This is a genomic window from Micromonospora sp. NBC_01392 (assembly GCF_045040125.1).
GTDB lineage: Bacteria > Actinomycetota > Actinomycetes > Mycobacteriales > Micromonosporaceae > Micromonospora.
In genome coordinates this window covers 4,206,736-4,232,479 of record NZ_CP109549.1, presented here as the reverse complement: position 1 = coordinate 4,232,479, position 25,744 = coordinate 4,206,736, and the positions used below count along the sequence as shown (strand labels likewise).

The following is a 25,744-nucleotide window of genomic DNA, read 5'->3' as shown; positions in this document are numbered from 1 at the left end:
AAATGTCACGGTACGACTGGGGGAAGACGCACCCGGGCATCGAGCGGCTGGAGCGGGCGGTGACCGAACGCCGCGACGTGGTGGTCAACCACCCGCTCTACGCCAACCTGGACACCCACGAGGCGCTGGTGACGTTCATGGAGCACCACGTCTTCGCGGTCTGGGACTTCATGTCGCTGCTGAAGTCGTTGCAGCGCCAGCTCACCTGCGTCACGGTCCCGTGGATCCCGACCGGCCCGACCGGCAGCCGCCGCCTGATCAACGACATCGTCATGGTCGAGGAGAGCGACGAGTTGGGTGAGGGCTACATCAGCCACTTCGAGCTCTACGTGCGCGGCATGACCGAGGCCGGCGCGGACACCACCCCCGTCGACAAGCTGGTGGACCTGCTGCGCGCCGGGCGGCCGGTCACCGAGTCGTTCGGCGAGGCCGGGGTGCCCGCGCCGTCGGCGGCGTTCGCGGGCACCACCTGGCGGATCATCGAGACCACCCCGGTGCACTGCCAGGCGGCGGCGTTCGCGTTCGGCCGGGAGGACCTCATCCCGGAGATGTTCACCCAGGTCGTCGCCGTCAACGAGCGCAGCAACCGGCTGAACACGTTCGTCGACTACCTGGAGCGGCACATCGAGGTCGACGGCGAGCAGCACACCCCGATGGCCATGCAGATGCTCGCCGACCTGTGCGGCGACGACGACACCAAGTGGCAGGAGTGCGCGGACACGGTGAACGACGCGCTGGCCGCCCGGGCCCGGCTCTGGGACGACATCCTCGCCGCGATCAAGGAGGGCCGTCCGGCGTGACCGGCCCCGACCCGGCCGCGCTCTACCGGACGGTCCGGCTGATCCGCCGCTTCGAGGAGCGCGCGATCGAGCTGGTCGACGCCGGGGAGATCGTCGGCGGCATCCACCCGTACCTGGGTCAGGAGGGGATCGCCGCCGGGGTCTGCGCGGCGCTGACCGCCGGTGACCTGGTGACCGGCACCCACCGCGGGCACGGGCACGTGCTGGCCAAGGGCGCCGACCCGGCCCGGATGCTGGCCGAACTGTGCGGCCGGGTCACCGGGCTCAACCGGGGCCGGGGCGGGTCGATGCACGCCGCCGACTTCGGCGTCGGCGTGCTCGGCGCCAACGCCATCGTCGGGGCCGCCGGCGCGATCCTCACCGGCGCGGTGTGGGAGCGCCGGCGGCGCGGCGCCGACCTGGTCGGCGCCACGTTCTTCGGCGACGGCGCGGTCAACGAGGGGATGCTGCTGGAGGCGTTCAACCTGGCCGCGCTCTGGCGGGTGCCGGTGTTGTTCGTCTGCGAGAACAACGGCTACGCCACCACCATGCCGGTCGCCGGCGCGGTGGCCGGCACGATCGCCGGGCGGGCCGAGGCGTTCGGCATGCCGGCGACCGCCGTCGACGGCCAGGACCCGGAGACGGTACGCGCGGCGGCAGCCGCCGCCGTCGCGCGGATGCGCGCCGGCGGCGGACCCGAGCTGATCGAGGCGCACACCTACCGGTTCGACGCCCACCACACCTTCGAACACCGGGTACGCCTCGACTACCGGCCGCCGCAGGAGGTGGCCGACGGCCGCACCCGCGACCCGGTCGAGATCGCCGGCGCGCGGCTGGACCCGGCGACGCGGGCCGAGATCGACGCCTCCGTCGAGGCGGTGCTGGCAGCCGCCGTCGACTTCGCGTTGGCCGGCCCGCACCCGGACCCGGCGACCGCCCTGGACCATCTGTACGCCAGCGGGCTGACCGCCCGGACCGGAGGTGGCTGATGCCCCGGCTCTCCTACCGTAGGGCGCTCACCCGGGCGCTCGCCGACGAGATGACCCGCGACGAGTCGGTGGTGGTGCTCGGCGAGGACATCCGGGTGGCCGCCGCCAACGTCACCACCGGGCTGGTGAAGAAGTTCGGCCCGGAGCGGGTGCGCGACACGCCGCTGTCGGAGCAGGCGTTCACCAGTTTCGCCACCGGCGCGGCGCTGGCCGGGGCCCGGCCGGTGGTGGAGTTCCAGATCCCGTCGCTGCTGTTCCTGGTCTTCGAGCAGATCGTCAACCACGCGCACAAGTTCCCGCTGATGACCGGCGGCCAGTGCGCGGTGCCGGTCACCTACCTGGTGCCCGGCTCCGGCTCCCGTACCGGCTGGGCCGGGCAGCACTCCGACCACCCGTACGCGTTGTTCGCCCACGTCGGGGTGACCACCGTGGTGCCGGCCACCCCGGCCGACGCGTACGGGCTGCTGGTCTCCGCGATCCGCTGCGACGACCCGGTGGTGGTCTTCGCCCCGGCCGGCGCGCTGGACCTGCGGGAGGACGTGGCCGACCCGGCGCCGGTGCCGCTGGGGCGGGGCGTGGTCCGCCGGGCCGGCGACGACGTCACCGTGGTCGCGGTCGGGCACCTGGTGCACGAGGCGCTCGCGGTCGCCGAGGAGCTGGCCGGTCAGGCGTCGGTGGAGGTGTTCGACCCCCGCACGTTGTACCCGTTCGACTGGGACGGACTCGTCGACTCGGTGAGCCGCACCGGACGCCTCGTCGTGGTTGACGACGGCAACCGGTCCTGCGGCATCGCCGGGGAGATCATCGCGACCGTGGTGGAGCGGGTCCGGCTGGCCGCCCCGCCGCGGCGGGTCACCCGGCCCGACGGCGCGGTGCTGCCGTTCGCGCCGGCCCTGGACCGGGCCGTGCAGCCCGGTCGGGACCAGCTCACCGCCGCCATCCAACTGACCCTCAAGGACGGATGAACGATGGACCCGAACTATCCGTGGCCGCCGCTCGGCGCGGCGTGGACCGACCTTCCCGAGTCCACCCGGTCGGCCATGGTGACGGCCGGCGCCGGCGCCTGGGAGAAGATCTTCCACGGCCGGGCCACCTACAACACGCGGTGGCGGCTGGCCCGCCCGCCGGTGCTCACCGCGGACGCGTTCCGTGAGCTGAACGAGGTCTGCGACCGGATCGCCCAGCTCATCCTGGATGCGTGCCGGCGGCGCGCCCGCACCGCCGGTGAGCTGCGCCGGCTGCTCGACGTGCCGGACGGGGAGACCCGGCTGCTCGACCCGGACGAGGAGCTGCACGACGGGCTGCTGGCCGCGTACCGGCCGGACGTGCTGTTCTCCGGCGGCGTGCCGTGCATCGTGGAGTACAACATCGACAGCAGCCTCGGCGGCGGCTTCGACGCCGACACCGTGATCCAGCGGTACGCGGAGCTGTACCGCGACGCCGGCCTGCTGGACCGGGCCCGACCCGCGCCCTCCCTGCTGGACCAGCGGTTCGTCGCGATCCGGGACACGCTCGGCCTGCCCGACGGCGCGCGGGTGGCGCTGCTGATGGACTTCGAGGCGGAGTATCCGGGGCTGGACGACCCGGAGACGTTCATCCGGATCCTCGCGCCGCTCGCCGACCAGGCCCGGCCGTTCGGCATCGACCTGGTGATCGCGCCGGTCGCCACCGCCACCCTGGACGCCGAGCGTCGGCTGGTGGTCGGCGGCGCCCCGGTGGACGCGCTGTTCCGGCTGTTCGTGCCGAACCGGGTCACGCCCAGCGTCGGCCTGGACGCGGTGGCCGGCGCGCTGGCGGCCGGCACGCTGCCGATGTTCGTCAGCAGCGCCGCCTGGCTGCTCAGCAACAAGCTGAACTACGCCTGGCTCTGGGCCGACCTGGACCTGCTGCCGGAGCCCGACCGGGTGCTGGTCCGCCGGTACGTGCCGCACACCGTCGCGCTCACCGCCGACCAGCTCGACCGGGCGCTGGCCGAACAGGCCGAGCTGGTCGCCAAGCCGGCCGGCGGGTCGGCCGGGCACGGCGTGCTGATCGGGCCGGAACTGAGCGCGGTGCCCTGGGAGGACGGGGTACGCGCCGCGATCGACGCGGGCGGACACATCCTCCAGCGTTACCACGAGGCGGACCGGGTGGCGATGGACTTCGTGCGGATCGAGACCGGCGAGACGGTCACCGCCGACGTCCCGTACAGCCTCGCGCCGTACCTGTTCGACCGCACCGCCTCCGGCGCGTTGGCGCGGGTCGGCTACCCGGGCTGCGAGGGCGTCCTCAACCTGGCCCGGGGCGTGCTGATGTCCGGCATCCTGCTCACCGACTGATCCCGCCCTGGGCCGGGGTGGTGAAGAAGGCGGTCAGGGGGGTGATCAGGGCGGGCGGCGCCACGGCGATGCCGTTGTGCGGGCTGCCGGGCACGCGCAGCGTGCGGGCGTGCGGGAGGACGCCGGCCAGCAGCTCGTTGGTCTCGGTGAAGAACGGCGCGGCCCGGGCGCCGCTGATCAGGAGCGTGTCGGCGGTGATGCCGGCGTACTGCTCGGCCGGCCCGTCGTGCACCACGATCTGCCGTGACTCGGCGAGCGTCATCCCGACCAGCGCGCCCATGGTGCGCCCGATCTCGGTGCGCAGGAAGAGCCGGGTGATCGCGGCCCGGACCGGCAGCGGCAGCCGCGACGCCGGGTTCTGCGGGTCGACGGCGGCGGCCACGATGGCCAGCGCTCGGGCGGTCTGCCCGGCCCGGACGGCCGCCTCGGCCGGTTCGAGGAACGCCATCGGCATGCCGTGCCCGGCCAGCCGCAGCGGGGCGTCGTAGACGGCGATCCGCTCCAGCGGCAGCCGCAGCGCGGCCCGCAGCACCACGAACGCGCCGTAGCTGTGCCCGACCGCCCACCGGGCGCCGGTGTGCGCGAGCACCGCGCCGAGGTCGTCGATCTCCTGCTCCACCGTGTACGGCTCGCGGCGGGGTGGGGCGTCCGCCCGGCCCCGCCGGTTGTAGAGGTGCACGGTGAACCGCTCGGCGAGCCGTGCGGCCAGCCGACGGTACTCCGCGATCGTCACCCCGCCGCCGTGCACCACCACGAGCCCCGGCCCGGTGCCCGTGGAGTGCAGGACGATGCCCGCGCCGTCCGTGGCCGTGATCCGTTGCATGACCGCTCCCTCCGACCCCATGAAACTGCGAACGCCGTTTGCAGTTTACAGTGGGGTGGTGAGCGGCGCATCCACGAATCCGGCCGGCGGCGGATCTCCCGGCCCGTCGATCTGGAGCCGGCCGCCACGCGGCAGCCGCGGGCCGACCCCGACACACGGCCGGGACGAGATCGCCGCCGCCGCGGTCACGCTCGCCGACGCCGGCGGGCTGGACGCCGTGTCGATGCGGGCGGTGGCCGGCGCGCTGGACATGGCCGCCGGCTCGCTCTACCGGCACCTGTCGTCCCGCGACGACCTGCTCGACCTGATGGTCGACAGGTGCGTGGGGGAGCTGCGGCCCTACCCGAGCGACGACGGCGACTGGGTCGAACAGTTCCTGCGGCTGGCCCGCCGCCAGCTCGCGCTGCACCGGCGGCACCCGTGGCTGGCCGATGCGCTCGGCCGGCGTGCGACCCCCGGGCCGAACACGCTCGCCTACCTCGACGCCTGCCTGCGCATCCTGCAACCGGTGCCGGCCGGCGTCGCCGCCAAGTTCGAGGCGGTCGCCATGGTCACCGGCGTGGTCACGCTCTTCGCCCGCAGCGCGGCGGCCACCGGCACGGTCACGTTCGACCACGTGGACCTGTCGGCGTACCCCCATCTGGCCGCCGCGTTCGCCGACGCCGCCAGCCCGCCCGACGGCGACCTGTTCGCCCGCACCCTGCGTGCCCTGCTCACCGGCCTCCTGACCCCCGACCGCCCCGGACCGCCTCCGGACGCCCCCGCCGGTCGGTGACGTGATCAAGGAGTTCCCGTCCCGCACCGCGGTGGACCCGACGCCGACTCCTTGGTCAACGGGAGGCGGCGGGAAGGAAGTCGGTTCGGAGTGCCTTTCGAGCTGATGGCAGAAACGACTCACCGAAGCCGGACCGGCGTGGCGCGGGCGGCTGGCGAGGGTGCTGAGTCGTCTACGCCATCAGCTCGAAAGGCGCTCGTACGCCCGACCGTCGCCCGCGGCGAGGGCCGTCCGGCGTCGGGGCCGGCCGGCCCACGGCACCCGCCGGTGTCACCGCGGGCCGGGCCGGGCCGATCGGCCGACGGTGTTCGCGGAACCGGCCCGTCACCGGTGGCGGGCGTCGCCCTACCGACGACCGGTGTGGTGGGTGGCGAGGACCCGGAGCGTTTCCGCGGTGGCGACGGCATCGCTGCGGGCGCTGCCGTGCCGGCCGTCGCCGCTGTAGAGCGAGGGGTCGGCGACCAGCGGATGGTCGGTGAGGTGCACGTGCAGCGTGCCGAGGCGCTCGGCCACCGCGCGGGTGTGCCGGGCCAGCCGGCGCATCCGCGCGCCCAGCCCGGCCCGCAGCGTGTCCCGCACCGCCGGGCTGTGCGAGACGTCGAACATGCCCACCGTGATCACGTCCGCCCCGGCGTCACGGAGCGCGGTGATGATCGCGGCCAGCTCCCCGTCGACCGCGTCGGGGTCATAGCCGGGCCGGAACGCGTCGTTGCCACCGCACACCACGAGCGCCAGGTCCGGCCCGAACGCCAGCGCGTCGGCCAGTTGCGTGGCTCGCACCTCGTGCGCCCGCAGCCCGCGCCGCCCCAGGTTGAGGTACGCCAGCTCCGGGCGCACCGCCCGCAGTTCGGCCGCGACCCGGTCGGCCCACTGCACGTCGGGGTAACCGTCGAGCGGCTCGCACAGGCCCTCCGCGACGCTGTCGCCGAGCACCACGAACCGGTGCCACGGATGGTCGCGCAGCAGGTCGGCGGCCTCGCCGGGGCGCAGGCACCAGGGATCCGTGGCCTCGGTCAACGTCGATGACATGACCGGGAGGCTAGCCGAGCGGTCGGGACGGGGAAAGCGGTCCGCCGCCCCGACCGATCGGACGGTCGGGGCGGCGGACGCCGGTCGTGCGGCCGCTCAGGCGGTCGGCGGCCGGTTGAACCAGCCGTGCAGCGTGACGATGACATGCGTCGTGCCACCGCTGACGTTCAGGATCCGGATGTTCCTGGTCGCGTAACGCGGGCCGGCGTCGTTCACCCTCACCATCACCATCGTGGTGCGTGCGATCTGGCCGGCGGCGAAGTTCGCCACCGACTGACTGGTCACCACCGGCCCGTCGGGAGTGGTCGCGAACGGGCCCGCGCCCGACTCGACGGTCAGGTAACCCGAGCCGGTCGGGCCCACCGTGGTCACCGAGAGCAGGGCGCCGCCCATCGCGTCCGGCGAGATGCCCACCGGGTCGGTCAGGTTGACGAACAGGTCCCCCCGCGCCGTCATCGGCGTGCCGCCGTTGGCCCGGGTGTCGACCACCTGCAGGGCCGGGACCGGCCGCAGTTCGGCGCCACCCGACGCGGCGGCGGTCACGTAGCCCTGCACGGAGATCACCAGGTCGACCGCCGGGCCCTTGTTGAGGAAGGTGGCCCGACCGGCGGAGGAGAGCTTGACCGCGACGCCCTGCGAGGTGACCCCGCTGACGTAGTCGAGCACGCTGGTCGCGTCGGCCCCGCCCTCCGGGTAGGCCCGCAGGAAGCTGGCGCTCGTCGAACCGACCACGGCCACGTCCAGGAACACGCTTGTCGCGCCGCTCGGGACGACGCCGCCGGTGAACGTGAACGTCCGGGATCCGTTGGTCGGGATCTTGCCGATGGTGGTGCCGGTGCCGTCGCGGGTGTCGACCACCCGGGTGTGCGGCACGGCGACCAGCCCACCGCCCGCCCCGGCGGTGAAGTAGCCGTGCACCTCCACGACGACGTGGACGTTGCCGGCGGGGTTGTGGACCGAGACGCGGCCGTCCGGGCCCGGACGCACCACCTGGGTCGTCGAGATGATCTCACCAGCCGACGCGTTGAGCGACGACGTGGCCGGCTGGGTGGAGCCCGTCGGGAACACCGTCAGGAACGTGTTGGCGGTCGGGCTGACCGCGGTCACGTCGACCAGGACCGCGGAGACGCCCGCCGCGGGGACCCCGCCGACGCCGAGGACCGGAAAGTCGGTGGTGCTGTTCGCGCCGCGGAGCCCGGCGGGGGCGCCGGTGCCGGTGCGGGTGTCCAGCAGGAGCCCGCCGGGGGAGAGCGCCACGTAGTTGTTGTTGCTGGTGCTCGCCGCGATCCACGGGGCCAGACCGTCCACCCGCACCTCGGTCGCGGCGCGCCGGGTGTCGGTCTCGCCGAGGCAGCCACCCTGCCAGGAGGTGTCGTGCAGGGCGACCAGTTGCGGCTGGCCGGCGCCGGTGCGCAGCAGCGGCCCACCGGCGTCGCCCCGGCACAGGCTGGCGGCCGAGGCGCTGCCGTCGACGGTGAGCGTGTCGGTGCTGACGCCGGTAACCGCGAACGTGCCGGCGTGCAGCTTGTCCGGCGCCCACTCGGTCGCGGTCCGGCCGAAGCCCGCGGCCAGCAGCTCCTCGCCCGGCGCGGCGGACGCGCCGACGGCGACCGGCGGCACCCCGTCCGCCGGCTTCTCCACCTGGGCGAGCGCGACGTTGCGGGTCGGGTGGGGAAGCACGGCCGTGACGGCGAGGACGTGCCCGGCAGTGGTGCTCAGATCCGTTCGGCCGACCGTGACGGTGGTGCGTCGGCTGGGCGGGCCGGCGACGAGCTGCTGGCCCGGTTCCGCCAGGCAGCTCGCGGTGGTCATCACCCAGCTCGGCGCGACCAGCACCGCGGAGCAGGCCCGCAGGTCGCTCTGAATCTTCGCGGTGAACGAGTAGCTGCCGGCCGGCACCGGGCTGACGCCGCTGACCGCGCGCGCGGCCCCGCCGCCGATCAGGCTTGCCGACAGTGCCACGGCGACGAACGCCGCCATCTTCCGGGTGCGACGCTTTCGGATGACGCTCATACTTTGCTGTACCTCGACTTCCCCCGTGTCACTGCCGCCGGCGACGCCCGCGGCAGCCAGAGAGTAGCGGTTCACGCATGCCTGCGCGGTCCCGAGGAGAGGCGGTGCTCGCCGCCGCGTGGCGGTCGCTCCGACACCGGCTGTCAGGCCGGGGTGGGGGCGACCGGCTCCGGCGCCGGCCGGCCGGCGCCGGAGCGGAGGAACAGCAGCGGCGCCACGGTGAGCACCAGGCAGGCCACCGACATCACCAGCAACGCCGGACCCAGGTCGAACAGCGCCACCGACCAGCCGCCGAGCAGCGCGCCCACCGGCAGGCCGAGGAACGCCACCGAGCCGGAGATGCCCAGCACCCGGGTCTGCAACGCCGCCGGCACCCGTTGGTAGAGCGCGGCGCCGAGCAGCGGGTTCACCGCCGCGATCCCGATCCCGGACAGGAACGTCACCACCAGCACCACCACCAGGTCCTCGCTGAGCGCCAGCGCCAGCAGCCGGGGCGCGCCGCTGAGCGCCAACCCGAGCGCGAACACCGCCTGGCCGGGCAGCCGCGTGCCGACCAGCGTGAACAGCAGGTTGCCCAGCAACGCGCCGGCCGAGAAGACGCCCAGCAGTAGCCCGAACCCGGCCGGGTCGCCGAGCACCTGGCTGACCCAGAGCGGGATCCAGACCGCGACGCTGGCGTTGGCGAACATGTTGGACGCGGAGACCACGATCAGCATGACCAGCAGCGTCCGGTCGGTACGCAGGTACGCGAAGCCGCCGCGCAGCGCCCGCAGGTACGGCTCCCGGGGCGCCGGCTGCGTCGGCGCGGGCGGCCGGACCAGCACCCCGATCAGCAGCGCGCAGACCGCGAACGTGGCCGCGTCGATCCAGATCGCCGGCGTCAGCCCCACCCAGTCGATGAGCAGCCCACCCAGCACCGCGCCGAACAGCGTCATGCCCCGCGCCAGCCCGTCGTAGGCGGAGGTGAGCCGGATCAGCGGCACCCCGGCCCGCTCGGCGGCCGGCTTGAACAGCACGTGCTTCACCCGGTCGCCGATGCCACGCAGCCCGCCGGCGATCGCCACCAGCACCAGCAGCGTGCCGAAGCCGAGCCAGGGCGCGAGCGCCACCACCGCCATCGCGACCGCGCTGGCCGCGTCCACGAAGATCGAGGTACGGCGGACGCCGAACCGGTCCGCCCACGGCGTGGCCAGCGCACTGGAGAGCATGTACGGCAGCGTCTCCGCGGCGGCCACCAGGCCCATCCGGGTCGGGCTGCCGGTGGTCTCCAGCACCAGCCAGGGAATGGCCACCACCGAGATCCGGGTGCCGAGGTTGGACAGCAGGTCGGCGCCGACCAGGGTGTACAACTCCCGGCGCGGGTTCACGCCGGACTGCCGATCGGGTCCGCGCCGGCCGGGTGCTCCTGTGCGTACCGGGCCCGCAGTGCCCGTTTGTCGACCTTCGCGGACCGGTTCAGCGGCAGCGCGTCGACGAACTCCACCGCGCCGGGCGCCCACGTCTCGCTGAGTTCCCGGACGACCAGCGTGATCAGGTCGTCGCCGGTGACCGACGCGCCCGGCGCCGGCACCACGTACGCGTGCGGCAGCTCCCCGGCCACCGGGTCCGGCACCCCGATCACCGCGGCGGCCCGGACCTCGGGGTGGCCGGCGAGCACGTCCTCGATCGGGCGGGAGTAGATCGGCCAGCTCCGCTGCCGGGTGAGGATCCGGTCCTGCAACCGGTCGACCAGGTAGAGGAAACCGTCGTCGTCGAGGTGCCCGATGTCGCGGGTGCGCACCCAGCCGTCGACGAGCGTCTCGGCGGTCAGCTCCGGCTGGCCGTGGTAGCCGGCGAAGCTCAGCTTCGTCCGGGCCCACACCTCGCCGTCGACGCCGGCCGGCAGCACCCGCCCGTCGGCGTCGCGGATCTCGACGGTCACGTCCCCGTACGGCCGGCCGCAGGAGCGCAGCCGCTCCGGGTGCTCCGGATCGTCGGTGAGCCCGGGCAGCGCGCAGATCACCACCGCCTCGCTGAGCCCGTAGACGATGCGCAGGCACCTGCCGAACCGGGCGATCGCCTGGCGCAGCCGGGCCGGCGCGGCGGGCCCGGCGCCCACGTTGAACATGACCATCGCGGAGAAGTCGGCGCCCGGCAGGTCGGGATGGTCGAGCACCTCGTAGAGCATCGGCGGGGTGACGAACGTGGAGGTCAACCGCTCGGCGTCCACGGTCGCGATGAACGCCGCCGGGTCCCACCGCTCGCGCAGGAACAGCACCCCGCCGCTGAACAGGTTGACAAGCGTGGTGATCTGGCCGCTGGCCAGCCACATCGGGGAGTGCGACAGGTGCCGCAGCAGCGGGATTCCGGCGGACCGGATGCCGGCGGCGAGCACCAGCACCTGCCGGTAGAAGCTCTCCCGGTGGTGCACCAGCTTCGGCGTGCCGGTGGTGCCGCTGGTCTGGAGGAACGACTCCGGCGCCGGCCCGGAGGCCGGCAGGTCGGTCGGGTCGTCGCCGTCGCCGCCCGCGGTGAGGTCCGGGCCGGCGCCGCCGGGGCCGAGACACAGCACCGGTACGCCGACCAGGCCGGCCGCGACCTGCCCGGACTCCGGATCGCGGGGGTCGTGCACGAACACCTCCGGCGCGGCCAGCGCGACGAACTCGTCGATCTCGCGGCGGGAGGTGACCGGGGCGACCCACATGGCGCGGCAGCCGAGCAGGTGCAACGCGAGGTGCAGCAGCGGGCCCTCGACCGTGTTGCCGAGCATCACCAGCACCGCCGCGCCGGGGCGTACGCCGTGCCGGCGCAGCGCGGTGGCCAGGCCGCGCACCTCGGCGGCCACCTGCCGGTAGGTGAGCCGGCGGTCACCGCCGACCAACGCCTCCCGGTCGCCGAACCCGGCGAACAGCTCCAGCGCCTCGTGCACGTAGTTCGGCCGGTCGGTCATCGGGCAGCCCCCATCATTGTCCGCGAGCGGCGCCCGGCCCAGGTCAGGGCCGGTACTCGGACGGCGGGTGCCGGGTCGGCGACCGCACCGCCGCCGCTTCCGAGCCTAGGCAGCGGCGGTCCACGGCGGACAGAGCCGAACGTCGGGGCCCGGCATCCCGCGGGCATTTGATCATGTCGATCAGGTTGATTGACGCTCGTCACCAGCGGCGGCTAGTTTCCGGTCCATCGCCCGGGCAGGTGGCGCCGACCGCGCCGCGCCCGGGGTTGCCGAACATGGAGGATCGATGCCGACCCCGAAGAGATGGCACGTCATAGCTTCCGCCGCAACGCTGCTGATCGCCGGCACCCCGGCGGTCACCGCGAGCGCCGGCCCCACCGACACCGACCGCGCCGGGCACGGGCGCGCCGAGTGGGCGGGGAGCTGGGCCGCCGCGGTGACCCGCGGGAACACCGTGGGGCTGACCAACACCGGCCTCAACGACCAGAGCATCCGGATGACGGTGCAGACCACGGTGGGTGGTCCGCGCCTGCGGGTCCGCCTCACCAACCTCTACGGCGAGCAGGCCGTCAAGGTCGGGCACGCCACGGTCGCCCGGCCGAACACCGCCACCGCCGACGACCTGTCCGACGTCGACCCGGCCAGCGTCCGGGAACTGACGTTCTCCGGCGGCACGTCGGGCACCATCAACAAGGGCGCCGAACTACTAAGCGACCCGCTGTCCTACCCGGTGGCCGAGCAGGAGGACCTGGTGGTCACCCTGTACTTCCCGGTGCTCACCGGACCGGTCACGTTCCACGGCCAGTCCCGGGTCACCAACTTCATCGGCGCCACGGACCTGACCACCGCGGCCGGCGGCGCCGGCTTCACCATCAAGCCGAACTGCTGCTGGATGTTCCTCTCCGGCATCGACGTGGAGCGCAGGGTCGCGCCGGGCTCGGTGGTGGTGCTCGGCGACTCCATCGGCGACGGCAACGGCAGCACCGTCAACGCCGACAAGCGCTGGCCGGACCTGCTCGCCGCGCGGCTGATCGACGCCCGCCCGGAGGTCCGTACGCCGGGCGTGCTCAACCTCAGCCTGGCCGGCAACCGGCTCAACCACGAGGGCCCGGAGCCCGGCGCGGGCGGGTTCCCCGGCTACTACGAGCTGGGCCCGAACGCGCTGGCCCGACTGAACGAGGACGTGTTCCCGCAGACCGGCGTCCGGACCGTCATCACCCACCTGGGCATCAACGACATCTGGATGAACGGCGACAGCGCCGAGGCGATCATCGCCTCGCTGCGCCAGCTCAACCAGCAGGTCAAGGCGCGCGGGCTGACCAGCCTGGTCGGCACCATCACGCCGTACGAGGGCAACGGCGGGCCGGGCGTGTGGACCGAGGAGAAGGACGCCACCCGCAACGCCGTCAACGCCTGGCTGCGCGGGGCCGGCCGGGCCGAGTTCGACGGCGTGCTCGACTTCGACGCCGTGCTGCGCGACCCGGCGCAGCCCAGCCGGCTGCTGCCGGCGTACGACGCCGGGGACCACATCCACCCGAACGACGCGGGCGCGCAGGCGATGGCGAACGCCGTCCCGCTGCGGCTGCTCGGGCTGTGACACCGGGCGGGGGCGGCGTCGACACGGCGGCCGCCCCCGCCGCCTTTTCCTGGGGAGGAAGAACGCCGTGGACGTCAGTGCGATCCTGACCGGCCTGTACAGCGAGCAGGGCCGGCAGAACCCCTATCCCTACTACGCGGCCCTGCACGCGCACGGGCCGATCAACGCCATTCCCACCCGCGCCGAGCACAGCACCGTCACCGCCGTCGCCGGCGGGTACGACGTGGTGGACCGGATCCTGCGCGATCCGGAGTGGTACAAGGGCTTCCCGCCCGGCTGGGAGGAACAGGAGATCCTGCGGACCTTCCTCACCTCGATGATGTTCGTCAACCCGCCGGACCACACCCGGATGCGCGCGGTGTTCGCCAGGACGTTCACGCCGCGCCGGCTGGGCGCGCTGGAGCCGGTGGTGGTGCGGATCGTCACCGAACGCCTGGACGCGATGGCCGAGGCCGGCGCGGACGGCACCGAGGTGGACTTCGTCGCCGACTTCGCGTACCCGGTCCCGGCGCTGGTGATGGCCGAGTTCATCGGCCTGCCCGCCGCCGATCTGGCCTGGTACCGGCAGCGGGTCGACTGGATCGACGAGTACATGGACGTCGCCGGCAAGACGCCGGAGCGGCTGACCCGGGCCAACCAGGCCGCCGAGGAACTGCGGGCCTACTACCGCGACCTGATCGCCCACCGCCGCCGGGCCCCCGGCGAGGACCTGATCAGCGGGCTGGTCGAGGTGCTCGACGCGGGCGATGTCGACCTCACCGAGGACGAGCTGATCAGCAACCTGATCGTGCTGTTCAACGCCAGCTTCGTCACCACCGTCTACATGTTCAGCAACGGCCTGCCGCTCCTGCTCGACCATCCGGAGGTGACCGCCGCGCTGCCCGGGAACGACGCGCTCGCCCGTGGCTGCGTGGACGAGGTGCTGCGGATGGAGAGCCCGGTGCACTTCCTGGCCCGTTCCGCGCCGGCCGACGCCGACCTGGACGGCGTGCCGGTGGCCCGCGACGACAACGTGCTGCTGCTGATCGCCGCCGCGAACCGGGACCCGGCCCGCTTCCCCGACCCGGACCGCTTCGACCCGCACCGGGACGGCCCACCCTCGTTGGCCTTCGGCGTCGGACTGCACTTCTGCCTGGGCTCGGCGGTGTCGAAGCTGGAGGGCCGGATCGCGCTGCCCCGGTTGTTCGCCCGCTTCCCCCGACTCGCGGTCACCCAGCCGTACACCTACAGCGGCAGCCTCTTCCTGCGCGGCATCGACAAGCTCTTCGTCACCACCGGGGAGGCCGGATGACGCTCGATCCACAGGTGGTCGCGTGGCGGGCCGCCCGGGCCACGGCCGGCGCGGTGCCGCTCTACACCCAGACCCTCGCCGAGGCCCGCGCCGCCGACCTCGCCGCGATCCGCGCCGGCGGCGGCGCGGTCGAGCCGGTCGCCGAGGTACGCGACAGCCAGGTGCCCGGCCCGGCCGGGCCGCTGCCGGTGCGGGTGCATCGGCCGGCCGGCGACGGTCCGCTGCCCACGCTGGTCTGGTTCTTCGGTGGTGGCTGGACGCTCGGCAGCGTGGACACCGCCGACGGGATCTGCCGCCGGCTGGTCAACCTCGCCGGCTGTCAGACCGTGACGGTCGGCTACCGGCTCGCCCCCGAGCACCCGTTCCCGGCCGCGGTCCAGGACTGCCACGCCGCGCTGCGCCACCTGGCCACGCACCCCGACGAGTTCCGGATCGACGCGGGCCGGCTGGCGGTCGGCGGGGACAGCGCCGGCGGCAACCTGGCCGCCGCGGTGACGCTGCTGGCCCGTGCCGACGGCGGGCCCCGGCTCGCCGCCCAGGTGCTTGTCTACCCGAACACCGACCAGCGTCCCGGCCGTCGCCCGGCCGGCGACGAGGACCCGTTGCTGTTCAACCGGCACTCGGTGGACTGGTACCGCGGCCACTACCTCGCCGACCCGGCGGACGCGTCCCACCCGCTGGCCTCGCCGCTGCTCGCCGAGGACCTGTCCGGCCTGCCGCCGGCGCTCGTGGTGACCGCCGGGCACGATCCGCTGCGCGCCGAGGGCGAGCGGTACGCCGAGCGGTTGGGCGGGGCCGGCGTGCCGACCGAGACGGCCGACTATCCGGGCATGGTCCACGGCTTCTTCGCCATGCCCGGCGTGTTCGACGCCGGCCGCGACGCCCAGGACCGGGTGGCCGCGTTCCTGCGGGCACACCTCGGCCTCGATCCGGCGTCGGTCGGGACCGACCGTGGCTGACCCCGCCCCGGCCTTCGTGCCGCCGGCCAGCCTGGCCGACTTCGCCGGGCTGGCCCGGGCGGTGCTCCCGGCCGACGTGTGGGACTTCGTCGACGGCGGCAGCGGCACGGAGACCGCGCTGGCCGCCAACCGGGCCGCGCTGGACCGGGTGGCCGTGCTGCCCCGGATGCTGGCCGGCGTGGACACCCCGAGCACCGGGGCGACGCTGCCCGGGGGCCGGGCCGCGCTGCCGGTGGCGGTCGCGCCGATGGCGTACCAGCGGTTGCTGCACGCCGACGGCGAGCCGGCGCTCGCGGCGGCGGCCGGCGCGGCGGGCGTGCCCTACGTGGCCAGCACGCTGTCCAGCACGCCGATCGAGGAGATCGCCGCGGCCGGCGGAACGGTGTGGTTCCAGCTCTACTGGCTGCGCGACCGTGGCCTGGTGGCGGAGCTGCTGGACCGGGCGCTGGGCGCGGGCTGCGCGGCGGTGATGCTCACCGTGGACGTGCCGGTGCTCGGTCGACGCCTGCGTGACGTGCGCAACGGCTTCACGCTGCCGGCGCACGTCACCGCCGCCAACCTGCCCGGCGGCCGGGACGACCTGGCCCACCAGGGCACGCCCGGCGTCTCGGCGGTGGCGGTGCACACCGGCGCGGTCTTCGCCCCGGCGGTGAGCTGGGCGGACCTGGCCTGGCTGCGCGCGCGTACCCCGGTGCCGGTGCTGGTCAAGGGCATCCTGGACGCGCGCGACGCGGTCCGCGCGGCGGACGCCGGCGTGGACGCGGTGGTGGTCTCCAACCACGGCGGCCGGCAGCTCGACACCGCCCCGGCCAGCGCGAGCGTGCTGCCGGAGGTGGTCGACGCGGTGGCGGAGCGGTGCGCGGTGCTGCTGGACAGCGGCATCCGCGGCGGCGTCGACGTGCTGCGCGCGCTCGCGCTCGGCGCGGCCGGCGTGCTGGTCGGCCGGCCGCTGCTCTGGGCGCTCGCGGCCGGCGGCCGGGCCGGCGCCGAGGCCGCCCTGGCGCTGCTCGCCGCCGAGCTGCGGGACGCGCTCATCCTCAGCGGCTGCCCCGACCCGGCCTCGGCCCGGCGGCTGCGCACCCGGATCGGAGCCTGACGTGGAACCGGTGGACCTGACCGTCGAGGCGCTGCACGGCAGCGTCGGCGACCCGGCGTTGAACTCGATGAACTTCCTCAACGAGGTGGCGCAGCACTATCCCGACGCGGTGTCGCTGGCCGCCGGTCGGCCGTACGAGGAGTTCTTCGACTCGGCGCTGCTGCCCGACCACCTGGACCGGTTCCGCGCGCACCTCGCCGACGACCTGGGGCTGAGCCCGGCCCAGGTGGACCGGACGCTGTTGCAGTACGGCCGGACCAAAGGCATCGTGCACCACCTGATCGCCCGTCACCTCACCGTCGACGAGGGGCTCACCGTCGACCCGGAGACGATCGTGGTGACGGTCGGCTGCCAGGAGGCGATGTTCCTGGTGCTGCGCGCGTTGCGGGCCGACCCGGCCGACGTGCTGTTCGCGGTGGCGCCCACGTACGTCGGGCTGACCGGCGCGGCCCGCCTGGTCGACCTGCCGGTGCGTCCGGTGGCCGGCGGCCCGGACGGCGTCGACCTGGCCGACCTGCGGGCCGGGGTGCGCCGGGCCCGCGCCGAGGGGTTGCGCCCGCGCGCCTGCTACGTGATGCCGGACTTCGCGAACCCGTCCGGGGTCAGCATGGACACCGCCCAGCGCCGCCGGCTGCTCGACCTGGCCGCCGAGGAGGAGCTGCTGCTGATCGAGGACAACCCGTACGGCCTGTTCCCGGCCGCCGGCGTGGACCGTCGTCCCACGCTCAAGGCGCTGGACACCGCGCGTCGGGTGGTCTATCTCGGCTCGTTCGCCAAGACGGTGCTGCCCGGCGCGCGGGTCGGCTACGTGGTCGCCGACCAGCGGGTGGGCGGCGCGGACGGTACGGTCGGCCCGCTCGCCGACCAGCTCGCCAAGATCAAGAGCATGGTCACGGTGAACACGTCCCCGATCAGCCAGGCGGTGATCGGCGGCGCGCTGCTGGCGCACGACTGTTCACTTGTCGCCGCGAACGTCCGGGAGCGGGCCGCGTACGCCCGCAACCTGCGCCACCTGGTCGACGGCCTGGCCCGCCGCTTCCCGGCCGGCGGGCCGGTGGGCTGGACCGTGCCGGCCGGCGGCTTCTTCGTGGTGGTCACCGTGCCGTTCCCGGTCGACGACGCGCTGCTGCACCGCTCGGCCCGGGAGTACGGCGTGCTCTGGACCCCGATGGCGCACTTCTACGACGCCGGCACGCCGGTGAACGCGTTACGGCTGTCGGTGAGCGCGGTCACCCCGGCGCAGATCGACGTGGGCCTGGACCGGCTCGCGGCGCTGGTCGCGGACACCACGGCCGCGGTGGGCGCGCCGGCCTGACGCCGCAGGGTCGTGGTTCCGGCACCACCCGTGTTCCCCGGCGACCCGGTGTCCGTTGATAATGGACGGATGGTTGCCTGGGAGTACGCGTTGCTGGTCCGCCGCTATCAGGGGCAGGGCCGGAATTTCCACGTCTCGTTCGTCTGGTACGGCCCGGACGGGTCCCGCACCGACGTGACCGCGTACGGCGACACCGCGGTCGCGCACCTCAACCGCGTCGGCCGGGAGGGCTGGGAGCTGGTCACCGCCGCCGAGGACGTGAACAACGTGCAGGGCAGCACCGAGGTGCACCGCTACCACCTCAAGCGCCCGCTGCGCTGACGGCGAGGGGCCGGCACCCGCGCCGGGTGCCGGCCCCTGCCGGGTGACAGCGGCTCAGCCGAGGGTGACCTCGGGGTAGAGCGGGAACGGGGTGAGCAGGTCGGCGGCCTGCTTGCCGACCGACTCGGCCACCGCCGGGTCCAGCACGTACTTCGCCTTCGACGCGGCGCCGTCCGGGCCGGTGCCGGCGGTGGTCCGGTCCAGCACCGTGTGGATCAGCTCGGCGGTCGCGTCCATCTCGGCGGCGCCCAACCCCCGGGTGGTCAGCGCCGGCGTGCCGATCCGGATGCCGGAGGTGTACCACGCGCCGTTCGGGTCCTGCGGTACGGCGTTGCGGTTGGTCACGATGCCGGAGTCCAGCAGCGCCTGCTCGGCCTGCCGGCCGGTCAGGCCGTAGCCGGAGACGTCGATGAGCACCAGGTGGTTGTCGGTGCCGCCGGTGACCAGCGACGCGCCCCGGCGCAGCAGCCCGTCCGCGAGCGCCTGCGCGTTGTCCACGATCCGAGACGCGTAGTCGGCGAAGTCGGGGCGCCGCGCCTCGGCCAGCGCCACCGCCTTGGCGGCCATCACGTGCGGCAGCGGGCCGCCGAGCACCATCGGGCAGCCCCGGTCGACCTGGTCGGCCAGCTCCGGGCCGCAGAGCACCATGCCGCCGCGCGGCCCGCGCAGCGACTTGTGCGTGGTGGTGGTGACGATGTGCGCGTGCGGCACCGGGTCGAAGTCGCCGGTGAAGACCTTGCCGGCGACCAGCCCGGCGAAGTGCGCCATGTCGACCATGAAGGTGGCCCCGACCGAGTCGGCGATCTCCCGCATGATCCGGAAGTTGACCTTCCGGGGATACGCCGAGTAGCCGGCGACCAGGATCAGCGGCCGGAACTCCCGGGCCGCCTCGGCGACCTTGTCGTAGTCGATCAGCCCGGTGGCCGGGTCGGTGCCGTAGCTGCGCTGGTCGAACATCTTGCCGGAGATGTTCGGCCGGAAGCCGTGGGTGAGGTGACCGCCGGCATCCAGCGACATGCCGAGCATCCGCTGGTCGCCCAGCTCCCGGCGCAGCGCGAACCAGTCCGCCTCGGTCAGGTCGTTGACGTGGCGCTTCTGCGCCTTCTTCAGCGCGGGGGACTCGACCCGGTCGGCCAGGATCGCCCAGAACGCGACCAGGTTGGCGTCGATGCCGGAGTGCGGCTGCACGTACGCGTGGGCGGCCCCGAACAGCTCCCGGGCGTGCTCGGCGGCGAGCGCCTCGACGGTGTCCACGTTCTGGCAGCCGGCGTAGAAGCGGCGCCCGACGGTGCCCTCGGCGTACTTGTCGCTGAACCAGTTCCCCATCGCCAGCAGCGTCGCGGGGGAGGCGTAGTTCTCGCTGGCGATCAACTTCAGCGACTCGCGCTGGTCGGCCAGCTCCGCGGAGATGGCGTCCGCCACCCGCGGCTCGACGGCGCGGATCACCTCCAGCGCGCTGCGGAAGGCGGTGGACTCGGCGTTGTGCGACATGCGACCTCCTGGTGACGTGCGGAAGGCCCAGGCGCTCGGCATGCGTCCTCATGACGAGGCCGCTCCCCGATGGTGCTCCATCTCCACGCGCCAGTCACGGCCCGTGCCGATCCTAGCCGCCCGCCCCGGGTGTAAGGACGGGCCCCTTCTTAACGCCTCGCGTCGAGAAGGGGCCCCTTCTCACCTGCGCGTCAGGCGTCCACGGCGTCGCGTGCCTTCTTCAGCGCCTTCGGGGCGGTCGGCGTCTTCGGCGCGGTCGGCCGCAGGTCCAGCATGCGCTGGCCGATCTCCTGGAGCTGGTTCCGGCCGAGCGCCTCGCGCACCTTCGGGAACCACTCCTGCTCCTCCTCCTCGACGTGGTGCAGCACGTTCTCCATCAGCACCGTCGTCTTGGCCACGAACCGCTCGTCGTCGGCGTCCATGGCGTGCAGTTCGAGGCAGAGCACGTCCGCCACGTGGTGTTCCTCGTACGACTCGAGGATGTCGTCCTCGACGTCCGGGACCAGCTTGCGGACCTCCGGGTACATCACCTCGTTCTCCAGGTAGGTGTGCACCGTCAGCGCCTCGAGGATCTGCGTGACGACCTTCCCGCGCCGGCTCGCCGGCCCGTCCTCGGCGTCCTGGAACGCCTTGAACAGGCGGCGGATCTCCTTGTGGTCCTCCTTGAGCAGGACGATCGCGTCGGTGGACACCGGGTTACCTCCTAGGTCGACTGATCTGGCCCCCTACCCGGCGTCCGACCAGGACAAACAGACCGGGCCCGGCAATCGTGCCGGGCCCGGTCCGCGAGGTGTGCCGGGTTACTTCACCACGGTGTACGCGTCGACGACGCCGGCGCCGTAGAACCCGTTACGCGCCCCACCGGAGCAGGTCGCGTCGTACGCGTTCGGGCCCGTCGGGATCAGCGGGACCGGGTTGTAGACGCCCACCGGGCAGGGCTGGGCGGTCGCCGTGCGCTCCAGGAACGACGACAGCTGGCCCGGGGTCATGCCCGGGTGCGCCGACAGCGCCAGCGCCGCGACGCCGGTGGCGTGCGGGCCGGACATCGACGTGCCCTGCTTGTAGCCCCACCCGTTGGTGCGGGTGACGGTGTTGAAGGTGGTCGACAGGATGCCGTCGGTCGACGTGGAACGCGCGCCCTGGGTCCGGAACCGGGTGTCGCCGCCCGGCGCCGTCACGTCGATCACGCCCTGCCCGTACGAGGAGTAGTAGCTCTTCGCGCCGGTCGGGCCCACCGCGGCCACGGTCACCACGCCGGGCGCCTCGGCCGGCAGGTCGAGGCAGGCGTTGGTCAGGTTCTCGCGCTCCTCCGGCGTCCCGTTGTTCGGGCTGCCGGTGTCGGTGATCTTGTGAGCGAGGTCGTAGTTCGAGTTGCCGGCGGACGCCACGTTGAGCACGCCCTTGGACTGCGAGTAGCGGATCGCCCGCTGCACGGCCTGCCACACCGGGCGCTGCCGCGCGTCGTTGCGGCAGTTCAGCTCCCACGGGTCGATGTAGTAGCTGTTGTTGGTCAGCCGCATCCCATGGTCGGCGGCCCAGAGGAACCCGCAGACCGCGGCCTCCGGGAAGATGTAGCCGTCGTTGTTGACCACCTTGACGGCGGCCACCTTGACCCCCGGCGCGACGCCGGTGACGCCGACGCCGTTGATCGCCGCGGCGATGGTGCCGGCCACGTGCGTGCCGTGGTCGCTGTTGGTCGGGTTCCACGCCGCCTCGGTGGTGTCGGTGACGCCGCCGATGCAGGACGTGCTCTTGTCCTTGGCGATCTGGGTCGCCAGGTCCGGGTGGGTGCTGGAGATGCCGCTGTCCAGGACGCCGACGACGACGTCCGGGCGGCCGGTGGTCACCGCGTGGGCCTGCGGGACGTGGATCATGTCCATGTCCCACTGCTGGCCGTAGAGCGGCTCCTTGGTCGGGTCGCCGATGGCGTCGGCGACCTGCGCCGCCGGGACCTCGACGGTCTCGCCCTCGTCGAGGGCGGTGCCCAGGCCGGCGGTGGAGGCGACCGACTCGACGCCCGCGCCGGCCACCCGGGCGGCGAAGTCCGGGTTGGTCGAGCGGGCGACGAGCACGCCGATCTGGTCGTAGGCGGCCACCACGGTGCCGTCGGCGGCGGCCACCCGGGCGGCGGCCTTGCCGGTGGTGGCGCCCTGCGGGGCGAGGACCAGGTACGACGTCTCCGGTCCGGCGGCTGCCGCCGGCGCCAGGCCGCCGGTGACGGCGAGACCGGCGCCGAGCGTCACGGCGGACGCGGCGGCCAGTGTCTTGCGACGAAGGTTGTTCACACGTACTCCCAGGGGGCCGATCCGGTGGAGGACGCGCAGACTGCACGCCCTTCACCGGCTCAGCGCGCGGATGTCGTGTGGTGTTACACACACCCTCGTCACCGCGGCTCGGCCGTCAGACCGTCGCGATCGTGTACGGGATCTCGTCGAGCAGCTCCCGGGCCAGGAAGCCGATCCGGCCGTAGCGGGGCACCAGCCGTTGCCCGCTGACCGCGTGCGCGAACGCCGCCCAGCACGCCGCCTGCGCCGGGTCGGCGCCGCGGGAGAGCAGCCCGGCGAGGAGCCCGGCCCGCACGTCGCCGCTGCCGGAGGTGCCCAGCCCGGCGTCGCCGCTCTCCTCCCGCCAGGCCCGGCCGTCCGGGGTGGCGATGTGTCCGTACAGCGAGACCACCGCGTCGTACCGGCCGGCCAGCTCCACCGCCTCGGCGTCCAGGTCGTCGCCGGGGTCCCGGCCGAGCAGGTGGCGGGCCTCGGTGAGGTTCGGCGTGAGCACCACCCTGCGGCCGGAGCCGGCCAGCAGGTCCGGCTCGTGGCTGAGCGCGCCGAGCGCGTACGCGTCGAGCACCAGGGCGGTCTCCCGGTCGGCCGTGTCCAGCACCAGGCGCAGCAGTTCCCGGGTGGCGTCGATGTCGGTCAGCCCGGGGCCGACCGCCACCACGTCCGCGTCGGCGACCAGGCCGCCCAGCAGGTCGCCGGGGTCGCCCCGGACGGCGCCCTCGCCGGTTTCGGGCAGGCCGACCACCAGCGCCTCCGGGACCTGGATGCTCAGCGCCGTGGCGGTGGACTCGGGGGCGGCGAGCTGGAGCACGCCGGCGCCGGCGCGCAGCGCGGCGACACCGGCCAGCAGCACCGCTCCGGGCGTGAACCGGGAACCGCCGACCACCAGCACCGTGCCGCGCGCCTCCTTGCCGCCGGAGGGCACCGGCAGCGCCCAGTCCCGCAGCAGCGCGGGGGTGATCACGTCAGACCGGCTCGGCATGGACCTCGTCCTCCCTGGTGGGCCGCGCCCCCTGCCGGTGCAGGTGGGTCACGTCGTTGAACATCTCCGGCGCGAGCCGGCCGGCGTCGTCGGCCCGCCAGCCGGTCACCGAGCAGTTCGCGATCACGTGCTCGCGGGTGAGCGCCATCAGTTCCGTCTCGGTGAGCCCGTCCACCAGGTAGCGGAGCAGGAAGACCAGCGCGTCGTGGCCGAACAGCAGCACCCGGCCGCCCTCGTGGTCGCGGCGCAGGTCACCGAGGAGGGCCCGCAGCCGCAGCGCCACGTCGGTCCAGGACTCGCCGCCGGGCGGGCGGTAGTAGAACTTGCCGAGCCGGTCCCGCCGCCGTGCCTCCTCCGGGTGGCGCCGGCGCACGCCGTGCCCGGTGAGCCCGTCGAGGATGCCCAGCTCCCGGTCGCGCAGCCGCTCGTCGCGGCTCATCGGCACCCCGGTGCCGGCCAGCGCCAGCTCGGCGGTGCGCACCGCGCGCAGGTACGGCGACATCACCGCCACCTCGGGCCGGCGCTCCGCGGGCAGGCCGGCCAACCACCGGCCGGTGGCCCGGGCCTGCTCCTCGCCGGTGGGCGACAGCGGCACGTCCGCGTCCCGGTGGGTGAGGTCGATCAGTTCGGCGCCGGACGTCTCGGCCGCGGTGGCCGCGACGTTCGCGGTGCTCTCACCGTGCCGGACGATCCAGAGCGCTGCCAACTCCGCCATGCGGCTCCCCGTACCCGACGCCCGGCGCGGGTAACCGCGCCGGCTCAGCCGGGCAGAAGTACGGGACGACGGGGCAGCGCGGCGCGCATCGATCCGGCAAGATGTCGCCGGGCCGGGCGGCCCGGCCGGGGAGGTGCGCATGTCGACGGTGGTGCAGGGGCTGCGGGAGGCGCTTGTGCTCTTCGTGATCGCGGTGGCGGCGATCACGGTGGCGGTCGGCGTCTGGGTGGCGGTCAGCGGCGGCGACTTCGTGCATCGGGTCGGCGTGGCGTTCATGCTGGTCGGTGCCGTGATCGGGATGACCGGCGACCTGACGCTGAGCCGGATCGGCATGCTGCCGGCCCGGTCCACGTTCGGGCTGGCGCCGGAGCGGGAGGACGGCGGCGGCGGCCGGGTGCTCACCGGCGTCGGCATCTTCCTGTTCGTCTCGGTGCCGCTGATCGTGGTCGGGATCCTGCTGATCACCTGACGGATGCCCGCGCGACGGTGGCCGGTGCCCTACCGTGGGTGGGATGGCGACCACGGCGGCCGAGGAGATCCGGGTGGGGGAGCGGCTGGTCCGCGTCTCCAGCCCGGACAAGCCCTACTTTCCCGAGCGCGGGCTGACCAAGCTGGACGTGGTGCAGTATTTCCTCTCCGTCGGCGACGGCGTGCTGCGCGCGCTGCGGGACCGGCCCACCATGCTCGAACGCTGGCCGCGCGGCGTGTTCGAGGGCGCGACGATCGCCACCCGGCAGACCAACCGGGGCGACGCGTTCTACCAGAAGCGGCTGCCGGCCGGGGCGCCCGACTGGGTGCGCACCGCGCACATCACGTTCCCCAGCGGACGGACCGCCGACGAGGTGGCGCCGAGCGAACTGGCGGTGGTGATCTGGGCGGCGAACCTGGGCACGCTGCGGTTCCACCCGTGGCCGGTGTCGACGGCCGACGTGGAGCGCCCCGACCAACTGCGCATCGACCTGGATCCGATGCCGGGCGTGGAGTTCGCCCAGGTGGTGCCGGTGGCTCACGAGGTGCGCGCGTTCCTCGCCGAGCTGGGCCTGGAGGGGTACCCGAAGACCACCGGCGGCCGGGGCCTGCACGTCTACCTGTCGATCGAGCCGCGGTGGAGCTTCGGCGAGTGCCGGCGGGCGGTGCTGGCGCTCGGCCGGGAGATGCAACGCCGGCGACCGGACCTGGTCACCACCACCTGGTGGCGGGACCAGCGTGACCGGCCGGTCTTCGTCGACTACAACCAGATGGCCCGCGACCACACCATGACGTCCGCGTACTCGATCCGGCCCACGCCGCGGGCGCTGGTGTCGGCGCCGCTGGACTGGGCCGAGCTGGACGACGCCCGGCCGGAGGACTTCGACGTGCTCAGCATGCCGGCCCGGTTCGCCGACCGCGGTGACCCGCACGCCGGCCTGGACGGTCGGCGGCACTCGTTGGCGCCGCTGCTGGAGCTGGCCGACCGCGAGGGCCTGGAGCCGCCGCCGGAGCGGTGAGCCGTCAGGCCCAGGGGCTCAGTGTTCCGTCGAACTCCTCGAAGACCAGCCAGGTGCGGGTGGAGAGCACCCCGGCGATGCTCTGCACCCGGTCCAGCACCACGTCGCGCAGCGTGGCGTTGTCCGGCGCGCGGACCAGCGCCAGCACGTCGTGCTCGCCGCTGAGCAGCGCCGCGTGCGCGATGTAGCGCACCTGGGCCAGCTCGGCGGAGACCTCCCGCCAGGTGTTCTGCTCGATGGTGAGCGCGATGTACGCCGAGGTGCCCAGCCCGGCCGGCTCCGGCGCGACCCGCGCGGTGAAGCCGGTCAGCACGCCGTCGCGCAGCAGCCGCTCCACCCGGGCGTACGCGTTGGTGCGCGAGACGTGCACGCGGTCGGCAAGCGTCCGGATGGAGAGCCGGGCGTCCGCGACCAGTTCGCGCAGGATCCGCCGGTCGACCTCGTCGAGCGGGCCGGCCGAACGTCCCGTTCCGCCCGTCGCGCCCGCTGTGGTGCCGGTCTCCTGGCTCACTTCGCTCATCCTCCCGTGCCATTCGTCCCGCGTTCAGCGCGG

General features: G+C 74.0%; 24 protein-coding genes and 1 riboswitch. Of the genes, 13 read left to right on the top strand and 11 right to left on the bottom strand.

The genetic code is table 11. The features are described from left to right. Nucleotides 1–2 precede the first annotated feature (2 nt). Genes OG767_RS18450 through OG767_RS18435 form a run of 4 tightly spaced genes read left to right on the top strand, consistent with a single transcriptional unit; the run spans nucleotide 3 to nucleotide 4,086 of the window. On the top strand, nucleotides 3–800 hold the full coding sequence (locus OG767_RS18450; protein ID WP_281941737.1) for a DUF3050 domain-containing protein: 798 nt from the start codon (nucleotides 3–5) through the stop codon (nucleotides 798–800). Continuing rightward, a complete protein-coding gene (locus OG767_RS18445; protein ID WP_405089689.1) occupies nucleotides 797–1,768 on the top strand; it encodes a thiamine pyrophosphate-dependent dehydrogenase E1 component subunit alpha in 972 nt (323 codons plus the stop codon). The genes OG767_RS18450 and OG767_RS18445 overlap by 4 nt, the downstream gene beginning before the upstream one ends. Then, nucleotides 1,768–2,733 (top strand): alpha-ketoacid dehydrogenase subunit beta, encoded by a 966-nt coding sequence (locus OG767_RS18440; protein WP_107160317.1) that lies wholly within the window; start codon nucleotides 1,768–1,770, stop codon nucleotides 2,731–2,733. The genes OG767_RS18445 and OG767_RS18440 overlap by 1 nt, the downstream gene beginning before the upstream one ends. Nucleotides 2,734–2,736: 3 nt before the next feature. Continuing rightward, nucleotides 2,737–4,086 carry a hypothetical protein gene (locus OG767_RS18435; RefSeq protein ID WP_405089688.1) on the top strand — a complete coding sequence of 450 codons (1,350 nt, stop codon included), beginning with the start codon at nucleotides 2,737–2,739 and terminating at the stop codon, nucleotides 4,084–4,086. On the opposite strand, the gene OG767_RS18430 is transcribed toward OG767_RS18435, so the two are convergent. Continuing rightward, a complete protein-coding gene (locus OG767_RS18430; RefSeq protein ID WP_405089687.1) occupies nucleotides 4,076–4,909 on the bottom strand; it encodes an alpha/beta fold hydrolase in 834 nt (277 codons plus the stop codon). The genes OG767_RS18435 and OG767_RS18430 overlap by 11 nt on opposite strands. Before the next feature lie 58 nt (nucleotides 4,910–4,967). On the opposite strand from OG767_RS18430, the gene OG767_RS18425 reads away from it, so the two are divergent. Further along, nucleotides 4,968–5,684 (top strand): TetR/AcrR family transcriptional regulator, encoded by a 717-nt coding sequence (locus OG767_RS18425; protein ID WP_405089686.1) that lies wholly within the window; start codon nucleotides 4,968–4,970, stop codon nucleotides 5,682–5,684. 345 nt (nucleotides 5,685–6,029) lie between these two features. Here the strand turns inward: OG767_RS18425 and OG767_RS18420 are convergent, their stop codons facing one another. The 4 genes from OG767_RS18420 to OG767_RS18405 form a co-directional block, all read right to left on the bottom strand. Continuing rightward, on the bottom strand, nucleotides 6,030–6,713 hold the full coding sequence (locus OG767_RS18420) for an SGNH/GDSL hydrolase family protein (protein ID WP_405089685.1): 684 nt from the start codon (nucleotides 6,711–6,713) through the stop codon (nucleotides 6,030–6,032). 96 nt (nucleotides 6,714–6,809) lie between these two features. Then, nucleotides 6,810–8,726: a trypsin-like serine protease gene (locus OG767_RS18415; protein ID WP_405089684.1), complete on the bottom strand. Its 1,917-nt coding sequence runs from the start codon at nucleotides 8,724–8,726 to the stop codon at nucleotides 6,810–6,812. A 143-nt stretch (nucleotides 8,727–8,869) separates the two neighbouring features. After that, nucleotides 8,870–10,093, bottom strand: a complete 1,224-nt coding sequence (locus tag OG767_RS18410) for an MFS transporter (protein ID WP_405089683.1) — start codon at nucleotides 10,091–10,093, stop codon at nucleotides 8,870–8,872. Next, the gene (locus OG767_RS18405) at nucleotides 10,090–11,655 is read right to left on the bottom strand and encodes a class I adenylate-forming enzyme family protein (RefSeq protein WP_405089682.1); all 1,566 of its coding nucleotides are present in this window, start codon (nucleotides 11,653–11,655) and stop codon (nucleotides 10,090–10,092) included. The genes OG767_RS18410 and OG767_RS18405 overlap by 4 nt, the downstream gene beginning before the upstream one ends. 313 nt (nucleotides 11,656–11,968) lie before the next feature. On the opposite strand from OG767_RS18405, the gene OG767_RS18400 reads away from it, so the two are divergent. The 6 genes from OG767_RS18400 to OG767_RS18375 all read left to right on the top strand — a co-directional run bounded on the left by OG767_RS18400 (nucleotide 11,969) and on the right by OG767_RS18375 (nucleotide 18,234). Next, nucleotides 11,969–13,252 carry an SGNH/GDSL hydrolase family protein gene (locus OG767_RS18400; RefSeq protein WP_405094245.1) on the top strand — a complete coding sequence of 428 codons (1,284 nt, stop codon included), beginning with the start codon at nucleotides 11,969–11,971 and terminating at the stop codon, nucleotides 13,250–13,252. 67 nt (nucleotides 13,253–13,319) lie between these two features. Next, nucleotides 13,320–14,543 (top strand): cytochrome P450, encoded by a 1,224-nt coding sequence (locus OG767_RS18395; protein WP_405089681.1) that lies wholly within the window; start codon nucleotides 13,320–13,322, stop codon nucleotides 14,541–14,543. Continuing rightward, nucleotides 14,540–15,502, top strand: a complete 963-nt coding sequence (locus OG767_RS18390) for an alpha/beta hydrolase (RefSeq protein WP_405089680.1) — start codon at nucleotides 14,540–14,542, stop codon at nucleotides 15,500–15,502. Before OG767_RS18395 ends, OG767_RS18390 begins: the two co-directional genes overlap by 4 nt. After that, nucleotides 15,495–16,598, top strand: coding sequence for an alpha-hydroxy acid oxidase (locus OG767_RS18385; protein WP_405089679.1), 1,104 nt, complete (start codon nucleotides 15,495–15,497; stop codon nucleotides 16,596–16,598). Before OG767_RS18390 ends, OG767_RS18385 begins: the two co-directional genes overlap by 8 nt. A 1-nt stretch (nucleotide 16,599) precedes the next feature. Beyond that, the gene (locus OG767_RS18380) at nucleotides 16,600–17,913 is read left to right on the top strand and encodes a PLP-dependent aminotransferase family protein (protein WP_405089678.1); all 1,314 of its coding nucleotides are present in this window, start codon (nucleotides 16,600–16,602) and stop codon (nucleotides 17,911–17,913) included. A 69-nt stretch (nucleotides 17,914–17,982) separates the two neighbouring features. Beyond that, nucleotides 17,983–18,234, top strand: a complete 252-nt coding sequence (locus OG767_RS18375; RefSeq protein ID WP_107160278.1) for a hypothetical protein — start codon at nucleotides 17,983–17,985, stop codon at nucleotides 18,232–18,234. A 54-nt stretch (nucleotides 18,235–18,288) separates the two neighbouring features. Here the strand turns inward: OG767_RS18375 and OG767_RS18370 are convergent, their stop codons facing one another. The 5 genes from OG767_RS18370 to OG767_RS18350 form a co-directional block, all read right to left on the bottom strand. Continuing rightward, nucleotides 18,289–19,725 carry a glycine hydroxymethyltransferase gene (locus OG767_RS18370; RefSeq protein ID WP_405089677.1) on the bottom strand — a complete coding sequence of 479 codons (1,437 nt, stop codon included), beginning with the start codon at nucleotides 19,723–19,725 and terminating at the stop codon, nucleotides 18,289–18,291. Nucleotides 19,726–19,743: 18 nt separating this feature from the next. Further along, nucleotides 19,744–19,833, bottom strand: a riboswitch (ZMP/ZTP riboswitch). A gap of 83 nt (nucleotides 19,834–19,916) precedes the next feature. Beyond that, nucleotides 19,917–20,417 (bottom strand): hemerythrin domain-containing protein, encoded by a 501-nt coding sequence (locus OG767_RS18365; RefSeq protein ID WP_107160273.1) that lies wholly within the window; start codon nucleotides 20,415–20,417, stop codon nucleotides 19,917–19,919. 108 nt (nucleotides 20,418–20,525) lie between these two features. Next, nucleotides 20,526–22,010 carry a S8 family peptidase gene (locus OG767_RS18360; protein ID WP_405089676.1) on the bottom strand — a complete coding sequence of 495 codons (1,485 nt, stop codon included), beginning with the start codon at nucleotides 22,008–22,010 and terminating at the stop codon, nucleotides 20,526–20,528. 115 nt (nucleotides 22,011–22,125) lie between these two features. Further along, complete coding sequence (locus OG767_RS18355; RefSeq protein WP_396775020.1) at nucleotides 22,126–22,989, bottom strand: NAD(P)H-hydrate dehydratase; 864 nt, start codon at nucleotides 22,987–22,989, stop codon at nucleotides 22,126–22,128. Beyond that, complete coding sequence (locus tag OG767_RS18350; RefSeq protein ID WP_405089675.1) at nucleotides 22,973–23,704, bottom strand: histidine phosphatase family protein; 732 nt, start codon at nucleotides 23,702–23,704, stop codon at nucleotides 22,973–22,975. The genes OG767_RS18355 and OG767_RS18350 overlap by 17 nt, the downstream gene beginning before the upstream one ends. 139 nt (nucleotides 23,705–23,843) lie before the next feature. Between OG767_RS18350 and OG767_RS18345 the strand changes: the two genes are divergently transcribed. Both OG767_RS18345 and OG767_RS18340 read left to right on the top strand, forming a co-directional pair. Then, nucleotides 23,844–24,173, top strand: a complete 330-nt coding sequence (locus OG767_RS18345; RefSeq protein ID WP_405089674.1) for a hypothetical protein — start codon at nucleotides 23,844–23,846, stop codon at nucleotides 24,171–24,173. A 43-nt stretch (nucleotides 24,174–24,216) separates the two neighbouring features. Further along, entirely contained in the window at nucleotides 24,217–25,191 is a 975-nt protein-coding gene (locus OG767_RS18340; RefSeq protein ID WP_405089673.1) for a DNA polymerase domain-containing protein, read from the top strand. Between the two features lie 4 nt (nucleotides 25,192–25,195). Here OG767_RS18340 and OG767_RS18335 read toward each other — a convergent pair whose 3' ends face one another. Next, nucleotides 25,196–25,702: an Lrp/AsnC family transcriptional regulator gene (locus OG767_RS18335; RefSeq protein ID WP_405089672.1), complete on the bottom strand. Its 507-nt coding sequence runs from the start codon at nucleotides 25,700–25,702 to the stop codon at nucleotides 25,196–25,198. Nucleotides 25,703–25,744: the final 42 nt, after the last annotated feature.

What these genes read in the sequence shown, in the direction of transcription:
- OG767_RS18450 (WP_281941737.1), top strand. Translation starts at nt 3, where the DNA reads ATGTCACGGTACGACTGGGGGAAGACGCACCCGGGCATCGAGCGGCTG.
- OG767_RS18440 (WP_107160317.1), top strand. Translation starts at nt 1,768, where the DNA reads ATGCCCCGGCTCTCCTACCGTAGGGCGCTCACCCGGGCGCTCGCCGAC.
- OG767_RS18435 (WP_405089688.1), top strand. Translation starts at nt 2,737, where the DNA reads ATGGACCCGAACTATCCGTGGCCGCCGCTCGGCGCGGCGTGGACCGAC.
- OG767_RS18430 (WP_405089687.1), bottom strand. Translation starts at nt 4,909, where the DNA reads ATGCAACGGATCACGGCCACGGACGGCGCGGGCATCGTCCTGCACTCC.
- OG767_RS18420 (WP_405089685.1), bottom strand. Translation starts at nt 6,713, where the DNA reads ATGTCATCGACGTTGACCGAGGCCACGGATCCCTGGTGCCTGCGCCCC.
- OG767_RS18415 (WP_405089684.1), bottom strand. Translation starts at nt 8,726, where the DNA reads ATGAGCGTCATCCGAAAGCGTCGCACCCGGAAGATGGCGGCGTTCGTC.
- OG767_RS18405 (WP_405089682.1), bottom strand. Translation starts at nt 11,655, where the DNA reads ATGACCGACCGGCCGAACTACGTGCACGAGGCGCTGGAGCTGTTCGCC.
- OG767_RS18390 (WP_405089680.1), top strand. Translation starts at nt 14,540, where the DNA reads ATGACGCTCGATCCACAGGTGGTCGCGTGGCGGGCCGCCCGGGCCACG.
- OG767_RS18375 (WP_107160278.1), top strand. Translation starts at nt 17,983, where the DNA reads ATGGTTGCCTGGGAGTACGCGTTGCTGGTCCGCCGCTATCAGGGGCAG.
- OG767_RS18370 (WP_405089677.1), bottom strand. Translation starts at nt 19,725, where the DNA reads ATGTCGCACAACGCCGAGTCCACCGCCTTCCGCAGCGCGCTGGAGGTG.
- OG767_RS18355 (WP_396775020.1), bottom strand. Translation starts at nt 22,989, where the DNA reads ATGCCGAGCCGGTCTGACGTGATCACCCCCGCGCTGCTGCGGGACTGG.
- OG767_RS18350 (WP_405089675.1), bottom strand. Translation starts at nt 23,704, where the DNA reads ATGGCGGAGTTGGCAGCGCTCTGGATCGTCCGGCACGGTGAGAGCACC.
- OG767_RS18345 (WP_405089674.1), top strand. Translation starts at nt 23,844, where the DNA reads ATGTCGACGGTGGTGCAGGGGCTGCGGGAGGCGCTTGTGCTCTTCGTG.
- OG767_RS18340 (WP_405089673.1), top strand. Translation starts at nt 24,217, where the DNA reads ATGGCGACCACGGCGGCCGAGGAGATCCGGGTGGGGGAGCGGCTGGTC.